Below are 20475 nucleotides of genomic sequence, written 5' to 3' on the forward strand. Positions count from 1 at the left end.
GGCGGATCAGTCAGTAATCCAACACAAAACACTCTGCAGCTTTTTTGTAATAATCTTATTTGTGCAGTGCAGTACAGCATAGTCAAAAGGCAACTGCAATGGGGTTTCACCTGTCTGGCGGCATGAGTCATAAAAAAATGACGCCAGACAGGTGAATTTAGCAGTTGTTGGGTGGATTACCAAGCCTACCAAAGGTGAATAAACCTGAGATGGCTATGATCAGAGATCGATGACCATGTTATCGATCAGGCGGGCTTTACCCAGATAGGCGGCGGCAACGATTACCAGCTGAGTATCTTCAGGGCTGGCAGGCTGGAGATTTATACGATTGCAGATGGCGTAGTAATCCCGTTTGAAGCCAGACTGCTCCAGAATCTCCTGAGCTTCTTCCTGCATCGCCGTATAATCCCTGCGGCCGGAACTGATCTGGGCGATGGTCTGACTGATAGTGCTGTTGAGGGTAGGGGCTGTTGCCAGTTCCTCTTCGGTCAGATAACCGTTTCGGGAACTGAGGGCCAGGCCGCTCTGTGCCCGGGCAATCGGGGCGCCGAGCACTTCAACCGGCAGAAACAGGTCTTCCGTCATACGCCGGATTACCATCAGTTGCTGGAAATCCTTCTCGCCGAAGATGGCAACATCCGGCTGGACAATACCAAACAGCTTGCAGACTACGGTGGCAACGCCCCGAAAGTGTCCCGGACGACTGGCACCACAGTGAATATCAGAGATTCCCGGTACTTCAATCAGGGTCTGGATCACCTGTCCATTGGGGTACATTTCATTGATATTGGGTGCAAACAGGTAGTCGCAGTTGGCCGCTTCGAGCTTTTCCTGGTCGCTTGCCAGGGTGCGGGGGTAGGCATCCAGATCTTCATTTTCACCAAACTGCAACGGGTTTACAAAGATGCTGGCAACCGTGATGTCGGCATGATTGTTAGACTGGTGGATCAACTGGATATGTCCGGTATGGAGGTTGCCCATGGTTGGAACAAAGCCGATTTTTTTACCCGCACGTCGCTCTTCGCCGATGGCTTCACGCAGCTCAGCAATAGAATAGATAGTTTTCATGATTATCAGAATCCGTGTTCAGGTCCGGGGAAAGTGCCCGCCTTCACTTCTTCAGCGTAGGCTTTGAAGGCACTGGCGATATCATCGCTGTCCGCCATGTAGTTTTTCACAAACCTTGGACTGCGACCCGGAGTGATTCCCAGCATATCGTGCATCACCAGCACCTGAGCATCGGTGTCAGCGCCTGCGCCAATACCGATAACCGGAATATCGACCGCTTTAGTGATTTCGCCGGCCAGCAGTGAAGGAATACATTCCAGCAGTAGCATTGCTGCGCCAGCCTGTTCCAGGCGTACCGCATCTTCGATCATTTTTTTGGCGGCGCTGTTGTCGCGCCCCTGCACTTTGTATCCGCCCAGTACATTGACTGCCTGTGGCGTTAGTCCCAGATGGGCGCACACCGGAACGCCGCGCTCTGCCAGCAGGGTGATCGTGTCATCCAGCCAGGCCGCGCCTTCCAGTTTGACGATATGGGCTCCGGCCTGCATCAGCACAGCAGCGCTGTCCATTGCCTGCTCGGGTGTGCCATAGCTCATAAACGGCAGATCAGACATGATCATAGAGCCCTGATTGCCTGCTTTTACGGCCGCAGTATGGTAAACCATCTCCTCGATGGTTACCGGCAGAGTACTGTCATTGCCCTGCAATACCATGCCCAGGGAGTCGCCCACTAACATCACCTCAACACCGGCAGTGCTGATAAGGTGGGAAAAACAGGCGTCGTATGCGGTAAGTACCGCAAACTTTTCACCGGCCTGTTTACGAGCCATCAGTGTATGAAGGGTAATGCTGCTCATAAGAGAACCTGCTTATTTATTACTCAGACGGGGGGGATTATACATAGCCCTTTTCGGTTTAACTATTATCTATTGTGCATAGCGGAATAAGTCTTCATAAGTTATTGTTTTTTAATAACTTGTGGTTTTTCTAAATTCGTTCGAGAGAGCCTTTGTCGCACGCTTTAAGGCATTCGGCGAGACTTTTCTGCTCCGGAATGTGCACCTGAGGTGCAATTTCTGCCAGGGGATAGAGCACAAAACTGCGCTCATGAAGATAGGGGTGGGGCACGGTTAATCGTTCATGAGTGATCTGTTGGTCACCATAGAGCAGCAGATCAAGATCCAGCGTGCGCGGTCCCCAGTGCTGAATTCTGACCCGCTGGTGTTGTTGCTCGAGTGCCTGCATTGCATCAAGCAGTTCGAGGGGACGAAGGGTGGTTTCCAGGCTGGCGACAGCGTTGATATAGTCAGGCTGGCCGGCAGGACCAACCGGATCGCTACGATACAGGCTGGAATGAACCAGATTGCGGCAACCATCCAGACGTTCCAGCTCCAGCAGTGCGGTGACAACCTGAGTGACCGGATTTTCAAGGTTACTCCCCAGCCCTATATAGCAGCGGGTCCATGGGGTGAGGGCCGGAGATTCAGCCATTATTCTGTTCGTGCTTCTTTGTCGGTGAGCGGCGTCTGCGACGTCGCTTGGGAGGCTCGTCTTTGGTCGCTTCACGGGACATATGACTGCGGATCTGTGGGTTCTGTGTCTGGTAGTCGGTCCACCATTTACCCAGCCCTTCTAAATCCTCGCCACTGTTTTCACGCAGCACCAGCAGGTCATAAGCCGCCCTGAAGCGCGGGTGTTCCATCAGCCGGTCGGCGCGTTTGCCCTGACGGCGGGGCAGGCGGAACTGCAACTCCCAGATCTCTCTGATTGGTGTGGAGAAACGGCGGGGAATGGCTGTCTGACTAATCTGCTTGCCAATCACCTGATTCGCGGCTTCGTGCATCGCCGGTACCGTATGCATCCCCTCCTGTTGTTGCAATTTAGCCATCCGCTGCTGCATTGGATACCAGAGCAGTGCGGCAAACAGAAAGGCGGGGGTTACACTTTTATCCTGTTGAATACGGCGATCGGTATTCTGCAGTGCGTTGAGCACCAGCTGTTCTACCGGAGCGTCTCCGGGGTTTTCAAGGCAGTAGGCAGTCTGGCTGAAAACATGCTCCAACAAACCGTATTTGCGAAACTGATGGTAGGACTCAACACCATGTCCGGACTGGAAGATTTTAAGGACTTCATCGAACAACCGGGCCGGAGCGATATCATTGAGCAGGTATCCCAGCTCATACAACGGGGCTTCAGTTTCCGTTTCAATACTAAAACCGAGCTTGGCGGCAAAGCGTGCCGCTCGCAGCATGCGTACCGGATCTTCCCGATAGCGGGCATCGGGGTCGCCGATCATGCGCAGGGTGCGGTGTTTGAGGTCACTGAAGCCGTTAGTAAAGTCGTAGACACAGTGGTCTTTAGGGCAGTAATAGAGAGCATTTACCGTGAAGTCGCGTCGCAGTGCATCCTCTTCTATGGTGCCATAAACATTATCGCGAACAATCATGCCGCTGTCGTTCTGTCGCCCATGTTCGCCATCGCTGTTCTTGGGATGACTATCATGGCTGGCGCGGAAGGTGGCGACTTCGATCATGTCCCGTCCAAACCGGACATGGAGCAGTTTAAAGCGCCGGCCGATCAGACGTGAGCGACGGAATAGCGCATGGGCCTGTTCCGGTGTGGCATTGGTTGCAACATCAAAATCTTTGGGATGTTTGTTCATCAGCAGATCACGGATGCAACCACCGACCAGATAACCTTCGTAGCCTTCATCCTGCAGATGGTAAGCGGTTTTCATCGCCGCGTCGTTCAGCTGTCGGCGGGGAATCTGATGAACCTCTTCAGGAATTAGCTGAGGGCCGCAGGTTTGCGTGCTGACTTCGCCGGATGGGCGTTTTCGATTACTACCGAACAATTTACGGATAAACGAGCCTATAGGTGATGAGTTTTTGTCCATATCTCACTGAGAAACTTACGTAGAAATAAGAGCGCAGAATAATAGCATGAAATTCAATCAAAAAATGCAGTTTACGCCGCAGTTTTACTGATCTTTAGTGCAAGCAGGATATGAGTAATAGGAGGGCAAAAGTAGATGGGTAAGCTGACCGCTTTTAGACAACAACTATGTCTTAGCTTGTTGTTTTTATTTCTAAGAGCACTGTTTCGGGACCGTTGTATTGGGTGTCAATCCAGCGATCAGCTTTTAGAGCCTCATTTTTATTTTTATTCGAGGCAGGTTACTTATCGGCTCATAATCTGGGTTTTATTTTTATTATGATTATTGGCGGTAAGTATTGTTCTTCTTCTTGCCCGTATATAGAGCAGTTGTTGTGCCAGTTTTTGTAAGTATTTGTTTTTATTGTGCTTGATGTTTTGAGTTGCCGTTTTGTTACCCTGTACTCGCGAGGAGGGTAACAAAAAGTGTTACCTTTTTACTCATGCTGCATCTGCGTAGTGGGGGATAAGTAACACTTCTGAAATCTTTCCTGTCCAGCAGGAAGTGGCCCTCGTTACGCTTCTTTAGACTTTCGTGGAATGCCCAGCTTCTGACGGCGCTCCCATAAACACTTGCGGCTGACACCCAGCTTTTTAGCCAGTTTGGTTTCACTCATACTGTCCTGGTTTTCCAGCACGAAGCGCTGGAAGTAATCATCCAGAGAGAGGTTTTGCTCTGGTCGGCGTTCTCTGAGGTCAATGTCGCTTTCCGCTACCAGTGAATGGCCACTGGCAAAACTGGATTCCAGTTCAGCAAGGGAGCCCGATTCGATATCCAGTCCCAGCAGGTCAGTGGTGATGCTGTGATCGTCAGCCAGAATAACCGCCCGTTCGATGGCGTTTTGCAGTTCCCGCACATTACCCGGCCAGTTATAGCGAATCATCGTCTGGCAGGCATCTGCACTGAAACTGAGCAGCGGGGAGCCAAGCTTTTCGCAGCTCTTTTGTAAAAACTGCTGGGCGATCTCGATAATATCCTCACCCCGTTGCCGTAGCGGCGGCATCTGCAGTTCCATTACATAGAGCCGGTAGTACAGATCCTCGCGGAACTCTCCGGTCTTGGCCAGCGCTTTCAGATTGCGGTGAGTTGCAGCAATAAGGCGGACGTCGACATTGATCGATTTAACTGCACCGACTCTGCGGATCTCGCCCTCCTGTAAAAATCGTAACAGCCGTGCCTGAGCTTCCAGAGGCAGTTCGCCAATCTCATCGAGAAACAGGGTGCCGCCATGGGCCGCTTCGATCAAACCGTTGCGGGCAGAATCAGCGCCGGTAAAAGCCCCTTTTTCGTGGCCAAACAGCTCTGATTCTATCAGCGTTTCCGGAATGGATGCGCAGTTAACCGATACCATTGGCGAACCTGAACGGTCACTCTGCTGGTGGATGGCTCTGGCCGCCAGCTCTTTGCCTGTGCCGGACTCTCCCTGGATCAGGACGGTAGCATCGGTTCGGGCGACTTTTTGAATTCGGCTAAAGAGATTTTTCATCGCTGCGCAGTTGCCGACCATCTGGTTTTCCGGGGTCGGCTGGGAATTTCCATCTTGCTGAGTAGTTTTGTCCTCGGCTCCGCGTAGTCGGATGATATTGGCGATGGTTTCCAGTATTTCGTCGTGATCAAAGGGTTTGGCGATATAGTCGACCGCACCCAGTTTCATCGCATCCACCGCGGAGCGCATACTGGCGTAACTGGTCATAATGACTACCGGAACCGCTTTGGCCAGGTTAATCAGGTCGGTGCCCGGTGCGCCAGGCAGGCGCAGATCACTGATGATCAGGTTATAGTCGTTGAGATTGAACTGACTGGTTGCTTCGTCGACAGACCCTGCGTCGTCAACATTGTAATTGTTGCGCTCCAGCAATCGCCGGAGGGCAGAACGTATAATAGACTCATCTTCTACGATCAGAATGCGGCTCATTCGGTTTACCTTTGCTTCTTGTCCTCTGGTCGGCAGGTGTTTGTTATTTTACAAACTTAATCCTGCAAAGTGACCGGGAGGGTGATAACCACCTGAGTGCCATTGTTCTGATTTTTATTGGCGGGACTCACTATGCGTATACTACCATAATGCTCCTCAATGATGTTATAGACCAAAGGCAGCCCTAATCCGGTTCCTTTGCCGGGATCTTTGGTAGTAAAGAACGGTTCAAACAGTTTGTTCTGATGCTCCGGAGCGATCCCCGTACCCTCGTCGTTAACGGTGATCTCGATTGAGTTAGCGGTCTGCTTCGCTTCGAGCCACACCCTGCCATGAGGGGGGGAGGCATCACAGGCATTATTGATCAGATTGACAAACACCTGCATCAGTCGTTGTAGGTCTCCACTGATATTGATCGCAGCATCAATATTGTTGATCAGTTTAATCTCCCTTCCCCGGCTGTCCATCGATACCAGGTGAAGCGCTTCGCTGGTTAGCTCTTTGAGGTTTATGTTTTCCTGGAGTTGTTGGCTGTCAGTCTGGCCGGTATGAGCAAAACGGATCAGCGACTGCACTATACGGGTGATGCGGTTGGTCTGGGCCACAATCTGTTCACCGCTTTCGAGGATGATCTCATCATCGGTCTCATATTTCAGATTTTGTGCCAGGCAGGCGATCCCGGTGACTGGATTGCCGATCTCATGTGCCACGCCGGCAGCAAAGCGGCCAATCGACGCGAGTCGTTCGTTGTGAGACAGGCGGTTCACCAGAATCTGGTTTTCGGTTTCATTTTCCAGCAGGATCACCATCGACTCAGAGTTTTCAGCCAGACTGGCTTTGTGCAGGCTTAGCCAACAGTTCTCTTCGTTGATTAGCAGATGGTGCGAGAGCAGGTGGTTTTGCTCCTGAGTTGAAAAGTTATTCAGTAGTTCGCCCCAGGGCGCGGGCAGGCTGATTAGTTTTCGGGTTAAGACTGATGAGCTCTGCAATCCGGTAAATTGTTCCATCTCCTCGTTCCAGAAAATGATCTGCCCCTTTTCGTCCAGTGAGCAGGCGCCGACGGGTAAGCGTTGCAGCGTCATGCGGTGGTGGCGGCGCAAATTATCCAGTTCGGCAGCCAGACCGCTGAGCCGGGTCTGATAGTTTTCCAGTTGCCCCTCCAGCAGATGGATGTCCCGGGTGCGGTATTGATCTGGTGTACCCTTGCGAACCTGCTGATTTAGCAGTGCGCTGGCCTCAACCGGCCCAAATACCGCGCTGAGGCGGCTTTCAATCAGGGTTCGCAGGCGCATAAGGTCGATGGCATTCAACTCGCCACTGCGCAGGTTCAGTTCCTGCAGGGCCTGTTCAACTTCCTTCTGAGCGGTTGTTTTACCCAGGCGAGAGCTGAGTAAAGTCACCAGCTCATCGCTGTGACTGATGCTAAGCTGAGGTCCGACTGGGCGTTGCAAGCTGTTATGCAGGCAAGCGCTGGCGCTGGCGATCTCTTCCGGTGAGCTGCGTGTCAGAATGGAGGCCAGCAGAAACACGATAATGTTTGCTGTGAGTGCGTAGATCGCAATCTGATGCCAGCTCTGATGATACATAATTGATGTTGCATCGCTGATGCTGCCGTTCAGCAAGGCGCTGAGCATCGGGAAAATCCAGATACTCATGCCCACAATAAGTCCGAGGCTGAAGCCTGTGCGGTTGGCTCCTGGCCAGAACAGTGTCGCGAGGATGCCCGGCAGGAACTGCATAAAGGCAATAAACGCCAGAGTGCCCAGCCAGTGGATGTTGTAGTTCAGACCGACCTCGGTGTAGAACAGATAGCTTCCCAGCATCATAACGATAATGAGTATCCGTCTGAGCCATAGCAGCCGCGAATAGAGCTTTTGCGTCGACAGAGGCGGGACCAGTGGCAGAATAAGATGGTTCTGCAGCATTGATGCGATTGATATGGTGGACACAATGATGATGCCACTGGCAGCGGTCAGTCCACCGATAAAGGCCAGTGTTGTGAGGAAATTGGACTCCAGCTTTATCCCCAGATTGAGAATCAGGAATGCCGGTTGATCGGCAACCCCCAGCCGGATGCCCGCCCATAGAATTGGGGGAACCGCCAGCGCCAGGATCAGCAGGTAGAGGGGGACGCCCCAACTGGCTTTATGCAGACTGTTGGATGAGGTGTTTTCGGTAAACAGCATATGGAAGGTGTGAGGCATCACAATAATGGCTGAGAAAAATCCCAGCAGCATGGTGCGCCACAGATTGCTGTCCAGCTGAGTATCGAATACCGCCAGCTCTTCCGGATGCTGCTGCAGCCAGAGTTCCAGTCCGTGCGGGCCGCCCATCACATTGAATAGTGCGTATAGCGCAATGGTTACAAGGGCGAACAGCTTTATCAGTGATCCCGTTGCCATCGCCACAATCAGACCGGTGCGGTTATAGCGCAATGAGGGGTTGCGGGCCCCTGCCAGAATTGAAAACAGAGCGATCAGGGTACAGAAGCCGACGGCGATCTGGTCTGAAGAAAAATCCTGGTTAAGAATATGCAGTGAATCTGATACCGCCTGAATCTGAATTGAGATCAGTGGCAGAATGGCAATCAGTGAAAAGAATGCCGTGAGTGCCCCGGCAGTGGCTGAACGAAAGCGGAAAGCGAACAGGTCGGCCAGCGAACTTAACTGATAGGTTCTGGTGATGCGCAGAATCGGGATCAGTATAACCGGCGCCAGAAAGAAGGCTGCTGAAGCGCCGAGATAAGATGCCAGAAAGCTATAACCGGACTCTTTGGCGATGGCGAATGTGCCGTAAAAGGTCCAGACGCTGGTGAATACCCCCAGTGACAGGACGTAGGTAACCGGATGATAGATGATACGTTTCGAAACCCAGCCCCGCTCGGTGATGTAGGCGGTACCAAACAGTGCAGTCAGGTAGGCGATGGCGATGAGCAGCAGTTCGATCAGATTAAAATTCATCGCTGCGGCGTCTCCGTTCCAGTATGGCTACCAGCAGAATAAGGACTGCCCAGATAATATAGGGCCTGTACCAGGGGGTGGCAGAATCGGGCCACCACTGATCGAGAAGCGGTGATAACAGGTATCCACCAATGACCAGTACGATCAGGACACGGTAAAAATGCATTAGTTATCCTCCAGAATGATACCCGTTTGCTTCGGAATCGCCGTGATGTCCCAGTGCGTAGTTGCCCAGCACAGGCACTCTTCGATGGTGCCATCGGCTAATTCTGCCACGGGTTGCTGGCCAAGAAAATCCAGTGCGCGGATGGTCAGTTGTAGCGCCTGACGCTCATCCAGAGCCGGGGCCAGCGTCTGTTTACTGAGTTTCTGTCCCTGTCTGTTGGTTGCTACGGGAATGTGCGCGTACACCGGCTGACGGTAACCCAGCTTTTGTTGCAGGTGTATCTGTTTCGGGGTTGAGTCGAGCAGGTCTGAGCCGCGGACAATATGGCTGATCTGTTGTGCCGCATCATCAATGGTGACGGCCAGCTGATAGGCGAAAAAACCATCCCTGCGGAAAATAACAAAATCTTCAGTCAGATTGCTGAACTGCTGATGTCCCTGAATCAGGTCATCGAACGGGTAATCCTGGTCGCAGCGAATGCGCATGGCGCAGCGTGCTCCGGTCATTGGCGGGTGACTGCGACAATGGCGGTCATACAGTGGGTTGCTACTGCGTTTCTGAATCTGTTGTCGGGAGCAGCTGCATCGATAGGCAGCGCCGCTATTACTCAGTTGGGACAGAATATCATTGTAGATAGCGAGTCGGTCGCTTTGACGAATCACTTCACCATCCCAGTGCAGACCAAACTGTTCAAGTGTTCTGAAAATACTATCAGTAGCCCCTTCAGCCTCGCGGGGAGGATCGAGGTCTTCGATGCGTAACAGCCAAAGGCCATTATGTGCGCGGGCGTCGAGATAGCTGGCAACTGCGGCCAGAAGGGAGCCGAAATGGAGCGGGCCAGTGGGTGAGGGAGCGAAACGACCGGTATAGACCATTGCAAAAGCGGCTGACGAGGGTCAGCCGCGAACAGATCAGATACCGAGCTGTTTCTCTTTGATCTCAGCCAGTGTTTTGCAGTCAATGCAGAGGGTTGCTGTCGGACGTGCTTCCAGACGTCGCACACCGATCTCTACACCGCAGGCGTCGCAATAGCCGTAATCATCTTCGTCGATGCTTTCCATCGCCTTAGATATCTTGTTGATCAGCTTACGTTCCCGGTCCCGGGTGCGCAGTTCCAGGCTGAACTCCTCTTCCTGGCTGGCTCGATCGCTGGGATCAGCAAAGTTGGTTGCTTCTTCCTGCAAATGGTTAACGGTACGGTCTACCTCTTCCATCAGCTCCTGTTTCCAGGCGTTCAGAATTTGGCGGAAATGATCTTTTTGAGCTTCGTTCATGTACTCTTCGCCATCCTTAATCGGATAGGGTACAAAGTGTGTGAACTGTGTTTCTTGATTCGGCATAGTTCTGCCTCGCTTCTCTCTAAACAGGTCGGGCTAGGGTGCCCGAACGCTTCTACCAACGGCTACGATGCTGAAGGTGCTTAAACCAACCATCAGAAGGGAGCTGAAGTTACCAGAACCTTTGGGTTTTCACCAGCCCCAAGATAAAAAAACTGTAAATCATCTGCAACGGCCACATTTTTTAATCTTTTCAGACTGTTGTGCAGCACTGAGTCATTGAAAGGGGCACAACAACTAACTATAGCAGCGATTAGCTGTTTTATAGCAACTGCTCAGCGGTTTCAGTCGTGATTCCGGGTAGAGGTGTCCTTCTTTCAGGCTATGAGTAATGTATAATCCTGTCCATTCAAAAAAACGGTCAACAGGGGAGTCACCTGTGATGAATCACTGGTCGGATCGGGTCGCTGATATCGAGTCCTTTAAAGTAATGGATCTGCTTAAACGCGCTAAAGAGCTGGATGCTCAGGGGCATGATGTGGTGCATATGTGTGCCGGGGAACCGGATTTTGCCACCCCGGAACCTATTGCGGAAGCGGGTATCGCGGCGATTCGTGAAGGTCATACCCAATACACCCCGGCGGCCGGAATACCGGCGCTGCGTGAGGCGATAGCGGCTTTTTACCGGCACCGCTATGACCTGCATATTCCGGCGGAGCGGGTGATTGTCACGGCAGGTGCCTCGGGGGCATTGCTGATGGTGTTTGCAACCCTGACTAACCCGGGCCAGACCTTCATGATGGCTGACCCCGGTTACCCCTGTAATCCGCGCTTTTTACGCTTGCTGGAGGCCCGGGGGCAACTGGTGCCGGTTGGCGCGGAAGATAACTACCAGTTAACGCCGGAATTGATTGATCAGAACTGGAACAGCAATACCGCCGGGGTTCTGCTGGCATCGCCGGCTAACCCGACCGGCAGTGTGGTTCACAGAGAGCAGCTGGAACTCATCTCCCAGACGGTAAAAAGTAAAGGCGGTCACCTGGTCGTGGATGAACTGTATCATGGCCTGACTTACGGTTTTGATGCCACCTCTGTGCTATCGGTCGATCAGAACGCCTTTGTGCTGAACAGTTTCTCCAAGTATTTCGGTATGACCGGCTGGCGGCTGGGCTGGACTATCGTGCCGGAAGCCGCTGTGGCGGATATTGAGCGGCTGGCGCAAAACCTGTTTATCTCACCGCCGACTATCGCGCAACACGCGGCTCTGGCTGCATTTCGCCCAGAGACCATTGATATCCTTGAGCAACGCCGGGAAGCGTTCCGTGAGCGGCGGGATCTGCTGGTCAATGGATTGCGGGAGCTTGGCTTTGAGATTCCCCTGATGCCGGAGGGCGCATTTTATGTCTATGCGGACGCCTCCCGCTTTACCGATAACACCTTCGATTTCTGCTGGGATCTGCTGGATCAGGATAAGGTTGCGGTAACCCCGGGCATTGATTTTGGCGAATACCGGGCGAACCGTTATATTCGTTTCTCCTACACCACCAGTGTGGCGCAGATCGAAAAAGCACTTGAACGACTGCGTAAAAGGCTTAGCTGATGCAACTGGAGAATATGCAGTCAGGCCGGCTGATCAAACGCTATAAACGCTTTCTGGCGGATATTGAACTGGACAGTGGGCGGCAACTGACAGTGCATTGCCCCAACACCGGTTCTATGAAGAACTGTGCTGATCCGGGGAGTGAAGTCTGGATTCAAGATACCGGGAACCTGAAACGTAAATACCCGTTTGGCTGGGAGCTGGTTCAGGTTGAGGAGCGTTTCTGGGCCTGTATTAATACCGGTCGGGCGAATGCACTGATCCGTGAAGGGATCGAAACCGCTGTGATCACTGAGTTGCAAGGCTACACTTCAATTCGTCAGGAGGTGAAGTATGGCGATGAGAACAGTCGTATCGATCTGTATCTCGAGGATGCTGAGCGGCCACCCTGTTATGTGGAGATCAAGAATGTCACCCTGCTGGAACAGAACGGGATCGGCACCTTTCCCGATGCGGTAACGACACGGGGAGCGAAACACCTGCGGGAACTGATGCTGATGGTCGCGTCCGGGTATCGGGCGGTGCTGATGTTCTGTGTGCCGCATACCGGTATTGAACAGGTGCGCCCGGCCGATCATATTGACCCTGAATATGGCCGGTTGTTGCGCGCAGCCGCTGCTGCCGGTGTCGAGGTCTATGCCTATGGCGCCACCATTTCACCACAACAGGTGACTATCACTCATGCGCTGCCGGTCTGTCTCTGATCGCTATTCGCGGATACAGACCTGACCATCAATGATCTCGCAGGCAACGGGTGCCAGGCTGGCGCCAGCGCAGGGGCCTGCAATACAGAGTCCCTGATCAATCGTGAACAGGGCGCCATGGGTCGAGCACTGAATAAACTGCTTTTCTATGTCGAGAAAAGTATCTGGCAGCCATTCCAGTGGAACACCTTTATGCGGGCAGCTATTTTCATACAGGTAGACCTTTCCCTGACTGCTGACCGCAAAGAGTTTTCGCTGATTCACTTCCAGCCCTTTTGCGCTGTTTTCAGCCAGCTCACTGATGTGGAATAAAGGTGTAACAGTCGCCATAGTGAATCCGTTTAATCTTCCGATGAGAAAATATCAGACAGTTGTGCTGATACTGCTATTATAATCGCCAACTTTTGTTGTCAATTATACCTTTAAAATACTGGGTGATCTGAATTTGTGAACAGCCTGTTGGCGACTCTGATTGAGTTGCGTATTTTGATTATTACCCTGTTTGTGTCGGGTGCTGTTCATCTGACACTGATCGGTAGCGGCTGGTTGGATTCACAGCAACCGGTTCGCTTAGGCGGGCAGGAGCTTAAAGTGACGGTAACGGCATCCCAGACTGACAACGACAGTGGTGATAATGACAGTGCTGATACAGCCCTCGAAGATACAGCCCCGCCTGTTGCCGCAGCAACAACCACTAAGCAGACAGATAAACCGTTAGCGAGGCCTGCTGCGAAGCAGCCAGATATCCTATCCGGATCGCTCCGCGACCGGGCTGCGCCGATCTCGGCCGGGACGTCAGAATCAGCCCCTGACACCAGCTCGACGGCTTCTGCCGAACTCAAGCCGGTGACTGAAGACGTAGCTGAGATCCGGACGCGAAAAGCCATGGCGCAGACTGAGACTCCGGTGGCGCCGGCTGCAGCAGAGAGTCAGCCGGAACCGGTTTCATTGCAAAGCGCCCTCCTGTATCAGTCCCACCCGGAATTCCTGATTCCGCCAGAATCACCCCGTTATCCACGGCTGGCCCGTAGACGGGGGCTTGAGGGGCAGGTGGTTTTGCGGGTTGAGATCGGTCGGGATGGTTTGGTTGAGGGCTTACAGATAGAGCGCAGTTCAGGGTCTGATCTGCTCGATCAGGCGGCCCGGAATGCGGTGCAGCGCTGGCAGTTTGTCCCGGCCAGGCAGAATGGCTCAACGGTGGCTTCCTTTGTCCGGGTGCCGGTTGATTTTGTTCTGGAGAAACACTGATGAGTCATCGCAATATATTGATTGCATTATGGTTATCATTGATCGTGTCGGTATTATTTTCACTCACGACCGGTCCGGTGGCCCTGGATCTGAGGGGTATATTTGATGACTCTGTTGCCAGTCAGGTGTTCTGGCAGTTGCGGTTGCCGCGGCTGTTATTGACGCTGCTGGCTGGCGCCCTGTTAGCGATCACCGGAGCCGCCGCGCAGTCATTGTTTCGTAATCCGCTGGCTGATCCTGGTCTGATCGGTATCTCCGCTGGCGCAGCGCTTTGTGCCGGTGTGATGATGGTCTTGCTTGGCAGCTCGGTCTATCTGCTGGGGGGGCTGATGCTGCCGCTGGCAGCGTTCGCGGGTGGTGTGCTGACCACGCTGCTGGTGGCCCGGTTGTCGGTCACCCTGCAGGGCGTTTCGGTCACCAATATGCTGCTGTGTGGCATTGCCATCAATGCGATTGCGCTGGCCGGCCTTGGCGGGTTGAAATACCTGGCGGCGGATCAGCAGTTGCGGCAGTTGAGTTTCTGGTTGCTGGGCAGTCTTAGTCATAGCCGCTGGCAGGATCTGCTGGTGCTGCTGGCAGCGGCTGTACCGGTGCTATGGTTGTTGCCCCGCTATGGGCAAAAGCTCAACATACTGTTGCTGGGAGAGCAGCAGGCCGGATTACTGGGGCTGGATGTGGTGCGCTGTAAGCGTGTCATGATCCTGTTAATCGCTCTGGGTGTCGGAGCGGTGGTGGCGCTGACCGGTATTATCGGTTTTGTTGGCTTGGTCGTGCCCCACCTGGTGCGCTTGTTAACCGGTCCCGATAATCGCCGCCTGCTGCCTTTGTCGGGTCTGCTGGGGGCGGTGTTGCTGACCGTTGCTGATATCGTCTCGCGGCTGCTGGTGAGTCCGGCAGAGCTGCCGGTGGGCATCGTCACTGCGCTGGTGGGCGGGCCATTCTTTTTGTTGCTGTTAACCCGGCGTAAGCGGGAGCTGAGAGTATGTTAACGGCGTCCGGCCTCAGCCTGAAACGAAACGGCAAAACGCTGTTGCAGAATATCTCTCTGGAGCTGCATCCGGGAGAGATTACCGTATTGCTGGGACCCAACGGGGCGGGCAAATCAACCCTGCTGGGGCTGCTTTGCGGCCTGAATCCGGCGGACCGCGGTGAGGTTTGTCTGGAGGGGGTTGCGTTGTCCGGGATGGAGCCGCAGCTCAGGGCGCGCTATCTGGCGATGTATACCCAGCAGCAGCCGCTCAATTTTCCCTTTCGGGTCGAAGAGGTGGTGGCTTTGGGCTGCTATCCGTTGATGCTCAATCGGGATGCAACTGCGGCAAGGGTTAGCGCCTGTCTGCAGCAGTTTGAACTTGAGTCGCTGGCACTGCGGGACTATACCTCCCTCTCCGGAGGTGAACAGCAGCGGGTGCAGGTTGCCAGGGTGCTGGCTCAGACCGGTTCCGATTGTCAGGTGTTATTGCTTGATGAACCGGTGAGTGAGATGGATCTGCGATATCAGCAGATACTGCTGCAACAGATCAGGGCGGTAGCCGCTGCCGGAGTATCGGTCTGTTGTGTGTTGCATGATCTTAACCTGGCAGCACAACTGGCAGACCGGGTGGTGTTGTTGCAGCAGGGACAGATGGTTGCCGCAGGAACGGTTGACCAGGTGATGACGGCAGCGCATCTCAGCGCACTTTATCAGGTATCGGTACGAAAAGTTGAAACCGTATCAGGCCCTGTTTTTATCAGCCAGCCGGGTGTTAAATGACGCTGCCTTTGGTTATTTAATCTCAGGCCGTTGACGCTTAATGGGCCAGGCCTTTATTAAGTCAGACCCGGGAATCGCAGCACTGCGTTAAACTACTCAGTCACTTACAGGCAGTGTGATCAGGGGGTCCTGTCTGATCATTTCGAAAAGGCTTTCAATCGGGTTAGCTGAGTTGGTGTCCACTTTGTAACAGTAGTGTTGTTCTGCTCTGGTTAATGGCTGCCCGGTTTTCTGCTGTTGTCGCATGATCTTCACATCGGCATCTGATGGGTCCGACCCCTCTGCTTCGCGGCGCTCCAGGCGTTGCTCCATCAACAACTGGTTGCAGGTACAGGATATTATGCGAATCTCAACCCCCAGTTTTTTAGCTATACGGATATAGCTCTGACGGGTACGCTCACGAATAAAGGTTGCATCAACGATCACGGTTTCGCCTGCTCTGAGCAGTGTCTTGGTCAGTGCTTTAAGATGATTGAAGGTATGGGCATTCATCTCATTGCCATACATCTCCAGCTTTTCCCCTTTCAGACTGAGCTCCCGGTGCAGGCGCTTGCGCTCAACGTCTGAGCGGATACGGATCGCGCCGCTGTGTTCCAGCAAGTGCTGGCTCAGATAGCTTTTTCCGCTGCCGGAAACACCGTGCATAAGGAACAGCACCGGGGAGGGTTTGTTGGCATAACTTAAAGCCAGCTTGATATAGCGGCGGTACACCTCCAGGTTGTGTTCTTTGCCGATCACTGCAACCTTGGCACGCACCATCGCCCGATAGCCCTTATAAAAATTAAGTAGCTGGGTGCCGTCGTAGTCGCCGGTGATCTCCAGATAGCGGTTCAGGCAGCGGTTGGAAAAAGCGTGCTGTTGATTGGCTTCCAGGTCCATCAGCAGGAAGGCCAGATCACAGATGGTGTCTATCCAGCGGAACTCCAGATTGAACTCAATACAGTCAAACAGTCTGACCTGATTTTCCAGCAGGGTGGTATTGGCCAGGTGCAGATCACCGTGGCACTCACGAATATTGCCCTCGCGCTTGCGTTGTTCAATCTTTGAAGACAGACTGCGGAACTGCTGGCTGACCTGATAGGCGAGTTGCTGCAGTTCCATCCAGTCATCGAGGGAGTCAAGATGCTCGCCTGTGTGAGCGAAATTATCGCTGACCACCCGCCAGACGGTGTCCGTCTCGCCCCAGGGGCCGTCGTTACTGGCATGGGGTACAGCGAGATGAAACTCAGCGATCTGCTGACTCAACGCGTCAATATGAGCGTTGGTCAGGGCGCTTTTCTGTAACAGGCGGTCTAACCGCAGGGCATCGTCAAACTGCCGCATTTTTACGGCATACTCGAACGGTTGTGCAGAACTATCCACCCCTGCGTTGTCAATATCTGCAGCGCGCGCGTCAGAATTCGTCGATGCCGCTGCCGTTGAAGCAAGTTTTGTTGAGGGGATAGTGGCCGGTTCAGGATTGGTTAATTCCTGGCGGGTTAATTTAGGGTTGGCCGGCGAGCCACAAATCGCGATCACTTCCTGATAAATATCCGGAGCTAATCGCTGATTCAGGCGGAGTTCTTCATTACAGTAGTGTTTGCGACTCTCCAGACTGGTAAAATCCAGGAAACCAAAATCGACCGGTTTTTTGATTTTATAGGCGATCTCACCGGTCAGAATTACCCAGGAGATATGCGTCTCAATCACCCGGATCTCGGAGACCGGATGAGGATAATTGTTTGGTTCTGACAGGGCTTTGATCAGTTCTGGAGTCATATTTTTTTAAGTAATTGCCGGAATTCACAGAGGATTATACGTAGCCAATGGCAAAAAAGAGAGGGGCAGCAGCATCCCGTTCCCAAAAGAGTCGCAAAACGAAGTCAAATAAGCCCTCCTGGAAGCGTCGGCTATTTAAACTGTTTCTGAAAGTCTCCCTGGTGATGCTGGTTATTGCCGCCGCCGGGCTGGTTTATCTTGATGCTCAGGTCAGGGCTAAGTTTGAGGGTAAACGCTGGGCGCTGCCGGCGAAAGTCTATGCCCGTCCTCTGGAGCTGTTTCCCGGTCAGCAGCTGAGTCGGGACGATCTGAAAATTGAGCTGAAAGGGCTGGGGTATCAGTTCACCTCCCGGGCCTCTCAGCCGGGTAGTGCTGAATGGGCTACCTCACGGGTGCGGGTTTTTACCCGTGGTTTTGATTTCCCCGACGGACAGGAGAGCGCCCGTAAACTGCTGATTGATTTCAGCGGCGATACGCTCACCCGTATCCGTGATGAGTCCGGCAGTCAGTTGCCGCTGGCGCGCTTAGAACCGGTGCTGATTGGAGGGATCTACCCCAAAGATAATGAAGATCGTGATCTGATTCAGTTGTCTGAAGCACCACCCCATCTGGTGGATGCACTGATCGCTATTGAGGACCGTAACTATTACAGTCATTTCGGTATCTCTCCCAGGGGGATTACCCGGGCGATGGTGGCCAATCTTAAAGCCGGACGATTTGTACAGGGGGGCAGCACCCTGACGCAACAGCTGATTAAGAACTTCTACCTTAGTTCTGAACGCTCTCTGAGTCGTAAGCTGACTGAGATTCCGATGGCGGTATTGCTGGATCTGCACTATAGCAAGGATGAGATCCTCGAAGCCTATCTCAACGAAGTGTATCTGGGGCAGGAGGGCTCCCGGGCGATTCATGGCTTCGGTCTGGCCAGCCAGTATCTCTTCGCTCAGCCGATCGGCGAGTTGAAACTGCATCAGGTCGCGCTGATGGCGGCCATGGTCAAGGGCCCCTCTTTCTATGACCCCCGTCGTCATCCTCAGCGAGCCACCGAGCGCCGCAATCTGGTGCTGAAGGTGCTGCAGGAGCAGGGTAGCATCTCCCCGGAGGAGCGGCTGGCGGCGGAGACTCAACCCCTGGGAGTGGTGAAACAGCAGAGTCTGCTTAAAGGTGCTTATCCGGCCTATCTGGATCTGGTGAAACGGCAACTGCGGGAAGAGTATCCCGAAGAGGCCCTCAACAGTGATGGCTTGCGGGTGTTTACTGCGTTGGATCCGATCGCTCAGACCCGGGCAGAAAACAGCCTGGTCGGTGTCATCGGTAAATTGCAGCAGCGTCATGGATCATCAATCAAAGAGCTGGAAGGCAGTATGGTGGTGAGTAACCCGCTGAGTGGCGAAGTGCTGGCCATTGTCGGCGGTCGAAACACCCGCTACCAGGGCTTTAACCGGGCTCTGGATACCCTGCGCCCGGTCGGTTCGCTGATTAAACCGGTGGTCTATCTGGCTGCGCTGGAAGGGGATTATAGTCTCGCTTCGGTTATCGAGGATGAGCCGGTCGAGGTGAAGCTGCCAAACGGCGATGTCTGGCAACCGCAGAATTACAGCCGCACCAGTCACGGTCCGGTACCGTTGCATACGGCATTGGCACACTCCTACAATCAGTCTTCAGCCCGTCTGGGGCTTGAGGTAGGCACACCGAAAGTGGTGGATATGCTGAAACGGCTGGGATTGCAGCGAGATGTCGATGAGTTCCCTTCGATGCTGCTCGGTTCTACGGCTTTATCGCCACTGGAAGTGGCGCAGCTTTATCAGACTATCGCCGGAAACGGCTTTCAGGTGCCGATGCGGGCTATCCGGATGGTGACGGATAATGAGAATCAGGAGCTGTCACGCTATTCGTACAATATTCTGCAGACGGTAGCTTCCGGTCCGGTGCATCTGATTCAGTACGGTTTACAGGAAGTTGTGCGCGAGGGCACTGCCCGTTCGGTGTATAATCGGTTGCCGCAGGAGCTTACGGTAGCGGGTAAAACCGGCACCACCAATGATCAGCGTGACAGCTGGTTTGCCGGGTTTGCCGGCGACCGGCTGGCGGTTGTCTGGCTGGGGCTGGATAATAATAAACCGCTGCCTCTGACCGGTAGTAGTGGTGCGCTGCGGGTATGGACCGAGTTTATGGCACAGGCCCGGCCACAGCCTTTCATGGCGGAACGGCCGGACACCATCACTTATCACTGGGTCGAAGATTCCTCCGGTCTGATGTCGGGTGAAGGCTGTGTGGGAGCCCGTCAATTGCCATTTATTGAAGGCACTGAACCTAAGGAATCGTCCGGGTGCGGTGATAATGTTATCAGTAATCCGCTTGATCTTTTCAAGCGCTGGTTCAGAACGGAATAGACAGATGAGTAAAGTTATAACAACGGGTTGCGGGCTGCTCTTAACATCATTGCTGGCGGGGTGTATGGGCGGTAATGCCAATATAAACCCCATTGTTGAAGATCGTTCGGTATCCCGCTCGACAACCGGAAACGGGGTGATGATCGATCAGAATGTCAGTTCAGGAACCGCCGTGACTACGCCGGTGGATACCGCTCAGGGATTCACCGTCGTGAGCAGTCCGGCGAGCAGTCAGATGAGCAGTCAGGTTGCTGCGCCAACACCGGTCTCCAGCAGTAATCCTGCTGTCATTGCCCTGCTTCAGGGCGCTGTGGCGCAGCAGAAACAGGGTGAGTTCAGTGCCGCGCAAAGCAGCCTTGAACGGGCGCAGCGGATCGCTCCCCGGGATCCTCATGTGTATATGCAGCTGGCCGATTTGCGTCGTCAGCAGGGGCAGTATCTGCAGGCGGAACAGTTTGCCCTGAAAGGCCTGACACTGGCCCGGGGACAGTCTGCACTGGAGCGCAGGTTATGGATTCTGATTGCCGATATTCGCAGCGAAGGCGGTGATCACAGTGGTGCTGCGGCTGCCCGGGATAAAGCCCGTTTGTACTGATGCCAGCGTCAGACAGGAGTTTTTCAGTGCTGAATCTGCGTAGCAAAGATTCAGGACAACGACTTAAATGCCGGGGCACCCCCGGCCATTGCAGCTTGACTGAATAGCGGTTCATCTTTGTTTAATCGTCTGAAGATCAAAGCTTTAGTCGGTACGGAGCCGATAG

At 53.6% G+C, this 20475-nt stretch carries 18 protein-coding genes; 7 read left to right on the forward strand and 11 right to left on the reverse strand.

Going from position 1 to position 20475, the window contains the following annotated elements; genetic code table 11:
• Window positions 1-219: 219 nt before the first annotated feature.
• The 9 genes from panC to dksA form a co-directional block, all read right to left on the reverse strand.
• Window positions 220-1068 carry a pantoate--beta-alanine ligase gene (gene panC / locus KDX31_00145; GenBank protein UTW03499.1) on the reverse strand — a complete coding sequence of 283 codons (849 nt, stop codon included), beginning with the start codon at window positions 1066-1068 and terminating at the stop codon, window positions 220-222.
• Between the two features lie 5 nt (window positions 1069-1073).
• Window positions 1074-1865, reverse strand: a complete 792-nt coding sequence (panB, locus tag KDX31_00150; protein UTW03500.1) for a 3-methyl-2-oxobutanoate hydroxymethyltransferase — start codon at window positions 1863-1865, stop codon at window positions 1074-1076.
• Window positions 1866-1995: 130 nt separating this feature from the next.
• On the reverse strand, window positions 1996-2499 hold the full coding sequence (folK, locus tag KDX31_00155; protein UTW03501.1) for a 2-amino-4-hydroxy-6-hydroxymethyldihydropteridine diphosphokinase: 504 nt from the start codon (window positions 2497-2499) through the stop codon (window positions 1996-1998).
• Window positions 2492-3904 (reverse strand): polynucleotide adenylyltransferase PcnB, encoded by a 1413-nt coding sequence (gene pcnB, locus KDX31_00160; GenBank protein ID UTW03502.1) that lies wholly within the window; start codon window positions 3902-3904, stop codon window positions 2492-2494. Before pcnB ends, folK begins: the two co-directional genes overlap by 8 nt.
• Before the next feature lie 553 nt (window positions 3905-4457).
• Window positions 4458-5858, reverse strand: a complete 1401-nt coding sequence (locus KDX31_00165; GenBank protein UTW03503.1) for a sigma-54-dependent Fis family transcriptional regulator — start codon at window positions 5856-5858, stop codon at window positions 4458-4460.
• A 56-nt stretch (window positions 5859-5914) separates the two neighbouring features.
• Complete coding sequence (locus tag KDX31_00170) at window positions 5915-8818, reverse strand: PAS domain-containing protein (GenBank protein ID UTW03504.1); 2904 nt, start codon at window positions 8816-8818, stop codon at window positions 5915-5917.
• Complete coding sequence (locus tag KDX31_00175) at window positions 8808-8984, reverse strand: hypothetical protein (protein UTW03505.1); 177 nt, start codon at window positions 8982-8984, stop codon at window positions 8808-8810. The genes KDX31_00170 and KDX31_00175 overlap by 11 nt, the downstream gene beginning before the upstream one ends.
• Window positions 8984-9859: a tRNA glutamyl-Q(34) synthetase GluQRS gene (gene gluQRS / locus KDX31_00180; protein UTW03506.1), complete on the reverse strand. Its 876-nt coding sequence runs from the start codon at window positions 9857-9859 to the stop codon at window positions 8984-8986. The genes KDX31_00175 and gluQRS overlap by 1 nt, the downstream gene beginning before the upstream one ends.
• Before the next feature lie 36 nt (window positions 9860-9895).
• Window positions 9896-10324 (reverse strand): RNA polymerase-binding protein DksA, encoded by a 429-nt coding sequence (gene dksA / locus KDX31_00185; protein UTW03507.1) that lies wholly within the window; start codon window positions 10322-10324, stop codon window positions 9896-9898.
• Between the two features lie 379 nt (window positions 10325-10703).
• Here dksA and KDX31_00190 point away from each other — a divergent pair, with 379 nt between their 5' ends.
• Complete coding sequence (locus KDX31_00190) at window positions 10704-11861, forward strand: pyridoxal phosphate-dependent aminotransferase (protein UTW03508.1); 1158 nt, start codon at window positions 10704-10706, stop codon at window positions 11859-11861.
• Complete coding sequence (gene sfsA, locus KDX31_00195) at window positions 11861-12565, forward strand: DNA/RNA nuclease SfsA (GenBank protein ID UTW03509.1); 705 nt, start codon at window positions 11861-11863, stop codon at window positions 12563-12565. The genes KDX31_00190 and sfsA overlap by 1 nt, the downstream gene beginning before the upstream one ends.
• Window positions 12566-12568: 3 nt before the next feature.
• Here sfsA and KDX31_00200 read toward each other — a convergent pair whose 3' ends face one another.
• The gene (locus KDX31_00200) at window positions 12569-12895 is read right to left on the reverse strand and encodes a Rieske 2Fe-2S domain-containing protein (protein ID UTW03510.1); all 327 of its coding nucleotides are present in this window, start codon (window positions 12893-12895) and stop codon (window positions 12569-12571) included.
• A gap of 117 nt (window positions 12896-13012) precedes the next feature.
• On the opposite strand from KDX31_00200, the gene KDX31_00205 reads away from it, so the two are divergent.
• Genes KDX31_00205 through KDX31_00215 form a run of 3 tightly spaced genes read left to right on the forward strand, consistent with a single transcriptional unit; the run spans window position 13013 to window position 15563 of the window.
• Window positions 13013-13813: a TonB family protein gene (locus tag KDX31_00205; GenBank protein ID UTW03511.1), complete on the forward strand. Its 801-nt coding sequence runs from the start codon at window positions 13013-13015 to the stop codon at window positions 13811-13813.
• Complete coding sequence (locus KDX31_00210; protein UTW03512.1) at window positions 13813-14802, forward strand: iron ABC transporter permease; 990 nt, start codon at window positions 13813-13815, stop codon at window positions 14800-14802. The genes KDX31_00205 and KDX31_00210 overlap by 1 nt, the downstream gene beginning before the upstream one ends.
• A complete protein-coding gene (locus tag KDX31_00215) occupies window positions 14796-15563 on the forward strand; it encodes a heme ABC transporter ATP-binding protein (protein UTW03513.1) in 768 nt (255 codons plus the stop codon). The genes KDX31_00210 and KDX31_00215 overlap by 7 nt, the downstream gene beginning before the upstream one ends.
• A 96-nt stretch (window positions 15564-15659) precedes the next feature.
• Here the strand turns inward: KDX31_00215 and KDX31_00220 are convergent, their stop codons facing one another.
• Window positions 15660-17321, reverse strand: coding sequence for an AAA family ATPase (locus tag KDX31_00220; GenBank protein UTW03514.1), 1662 nt, complete (start codon window positions 17319-17321; stop codon window positions 15660-15662).
• Between the two features lie 47 nt (window positions 17322-17368).
• On the opposite strand from KDX31_00220, the gene mrcB reads away from it, so the two are divergent.
• Both mrcB and KDX31_00230 read left to right on the forward strand, forming a co-directional pair.
• On the forward strand, window positions 17369-19714 hold the full coding sequence (gene mrcB, locus KDX31_00225; protein UTW03515.1) for a penicillin-binding protein 1B: 2346 nt from the start codon (window positions 17369-17371) through the stop codon (window positions 19712-19714).
• A gap of 4 nt (window positions 19715-19718) precedes the next feature.
• Window positions 19719-20309: a tetratricopeptide repeat protein gene (locus KDX31_00230; GenBank protein ID UTW03516.1), complete on the forward strand. Its 591-nt coding sequence runs from the start codon at window positions 19719-19721 to the stop codon at window positions 20307-20309.
• Window positions 20310-20475 lie beyond the last annotated feature (166 nt).

The organism is Amphritea atlantica (assembly GCA_024397875.1).
Lineage (GTDB): Bacteria > Pseudomonadota > Gammaproteobacteria > Pseudomonadales > Balneatricaceae > Amphritea > Amphritea atlantica_B.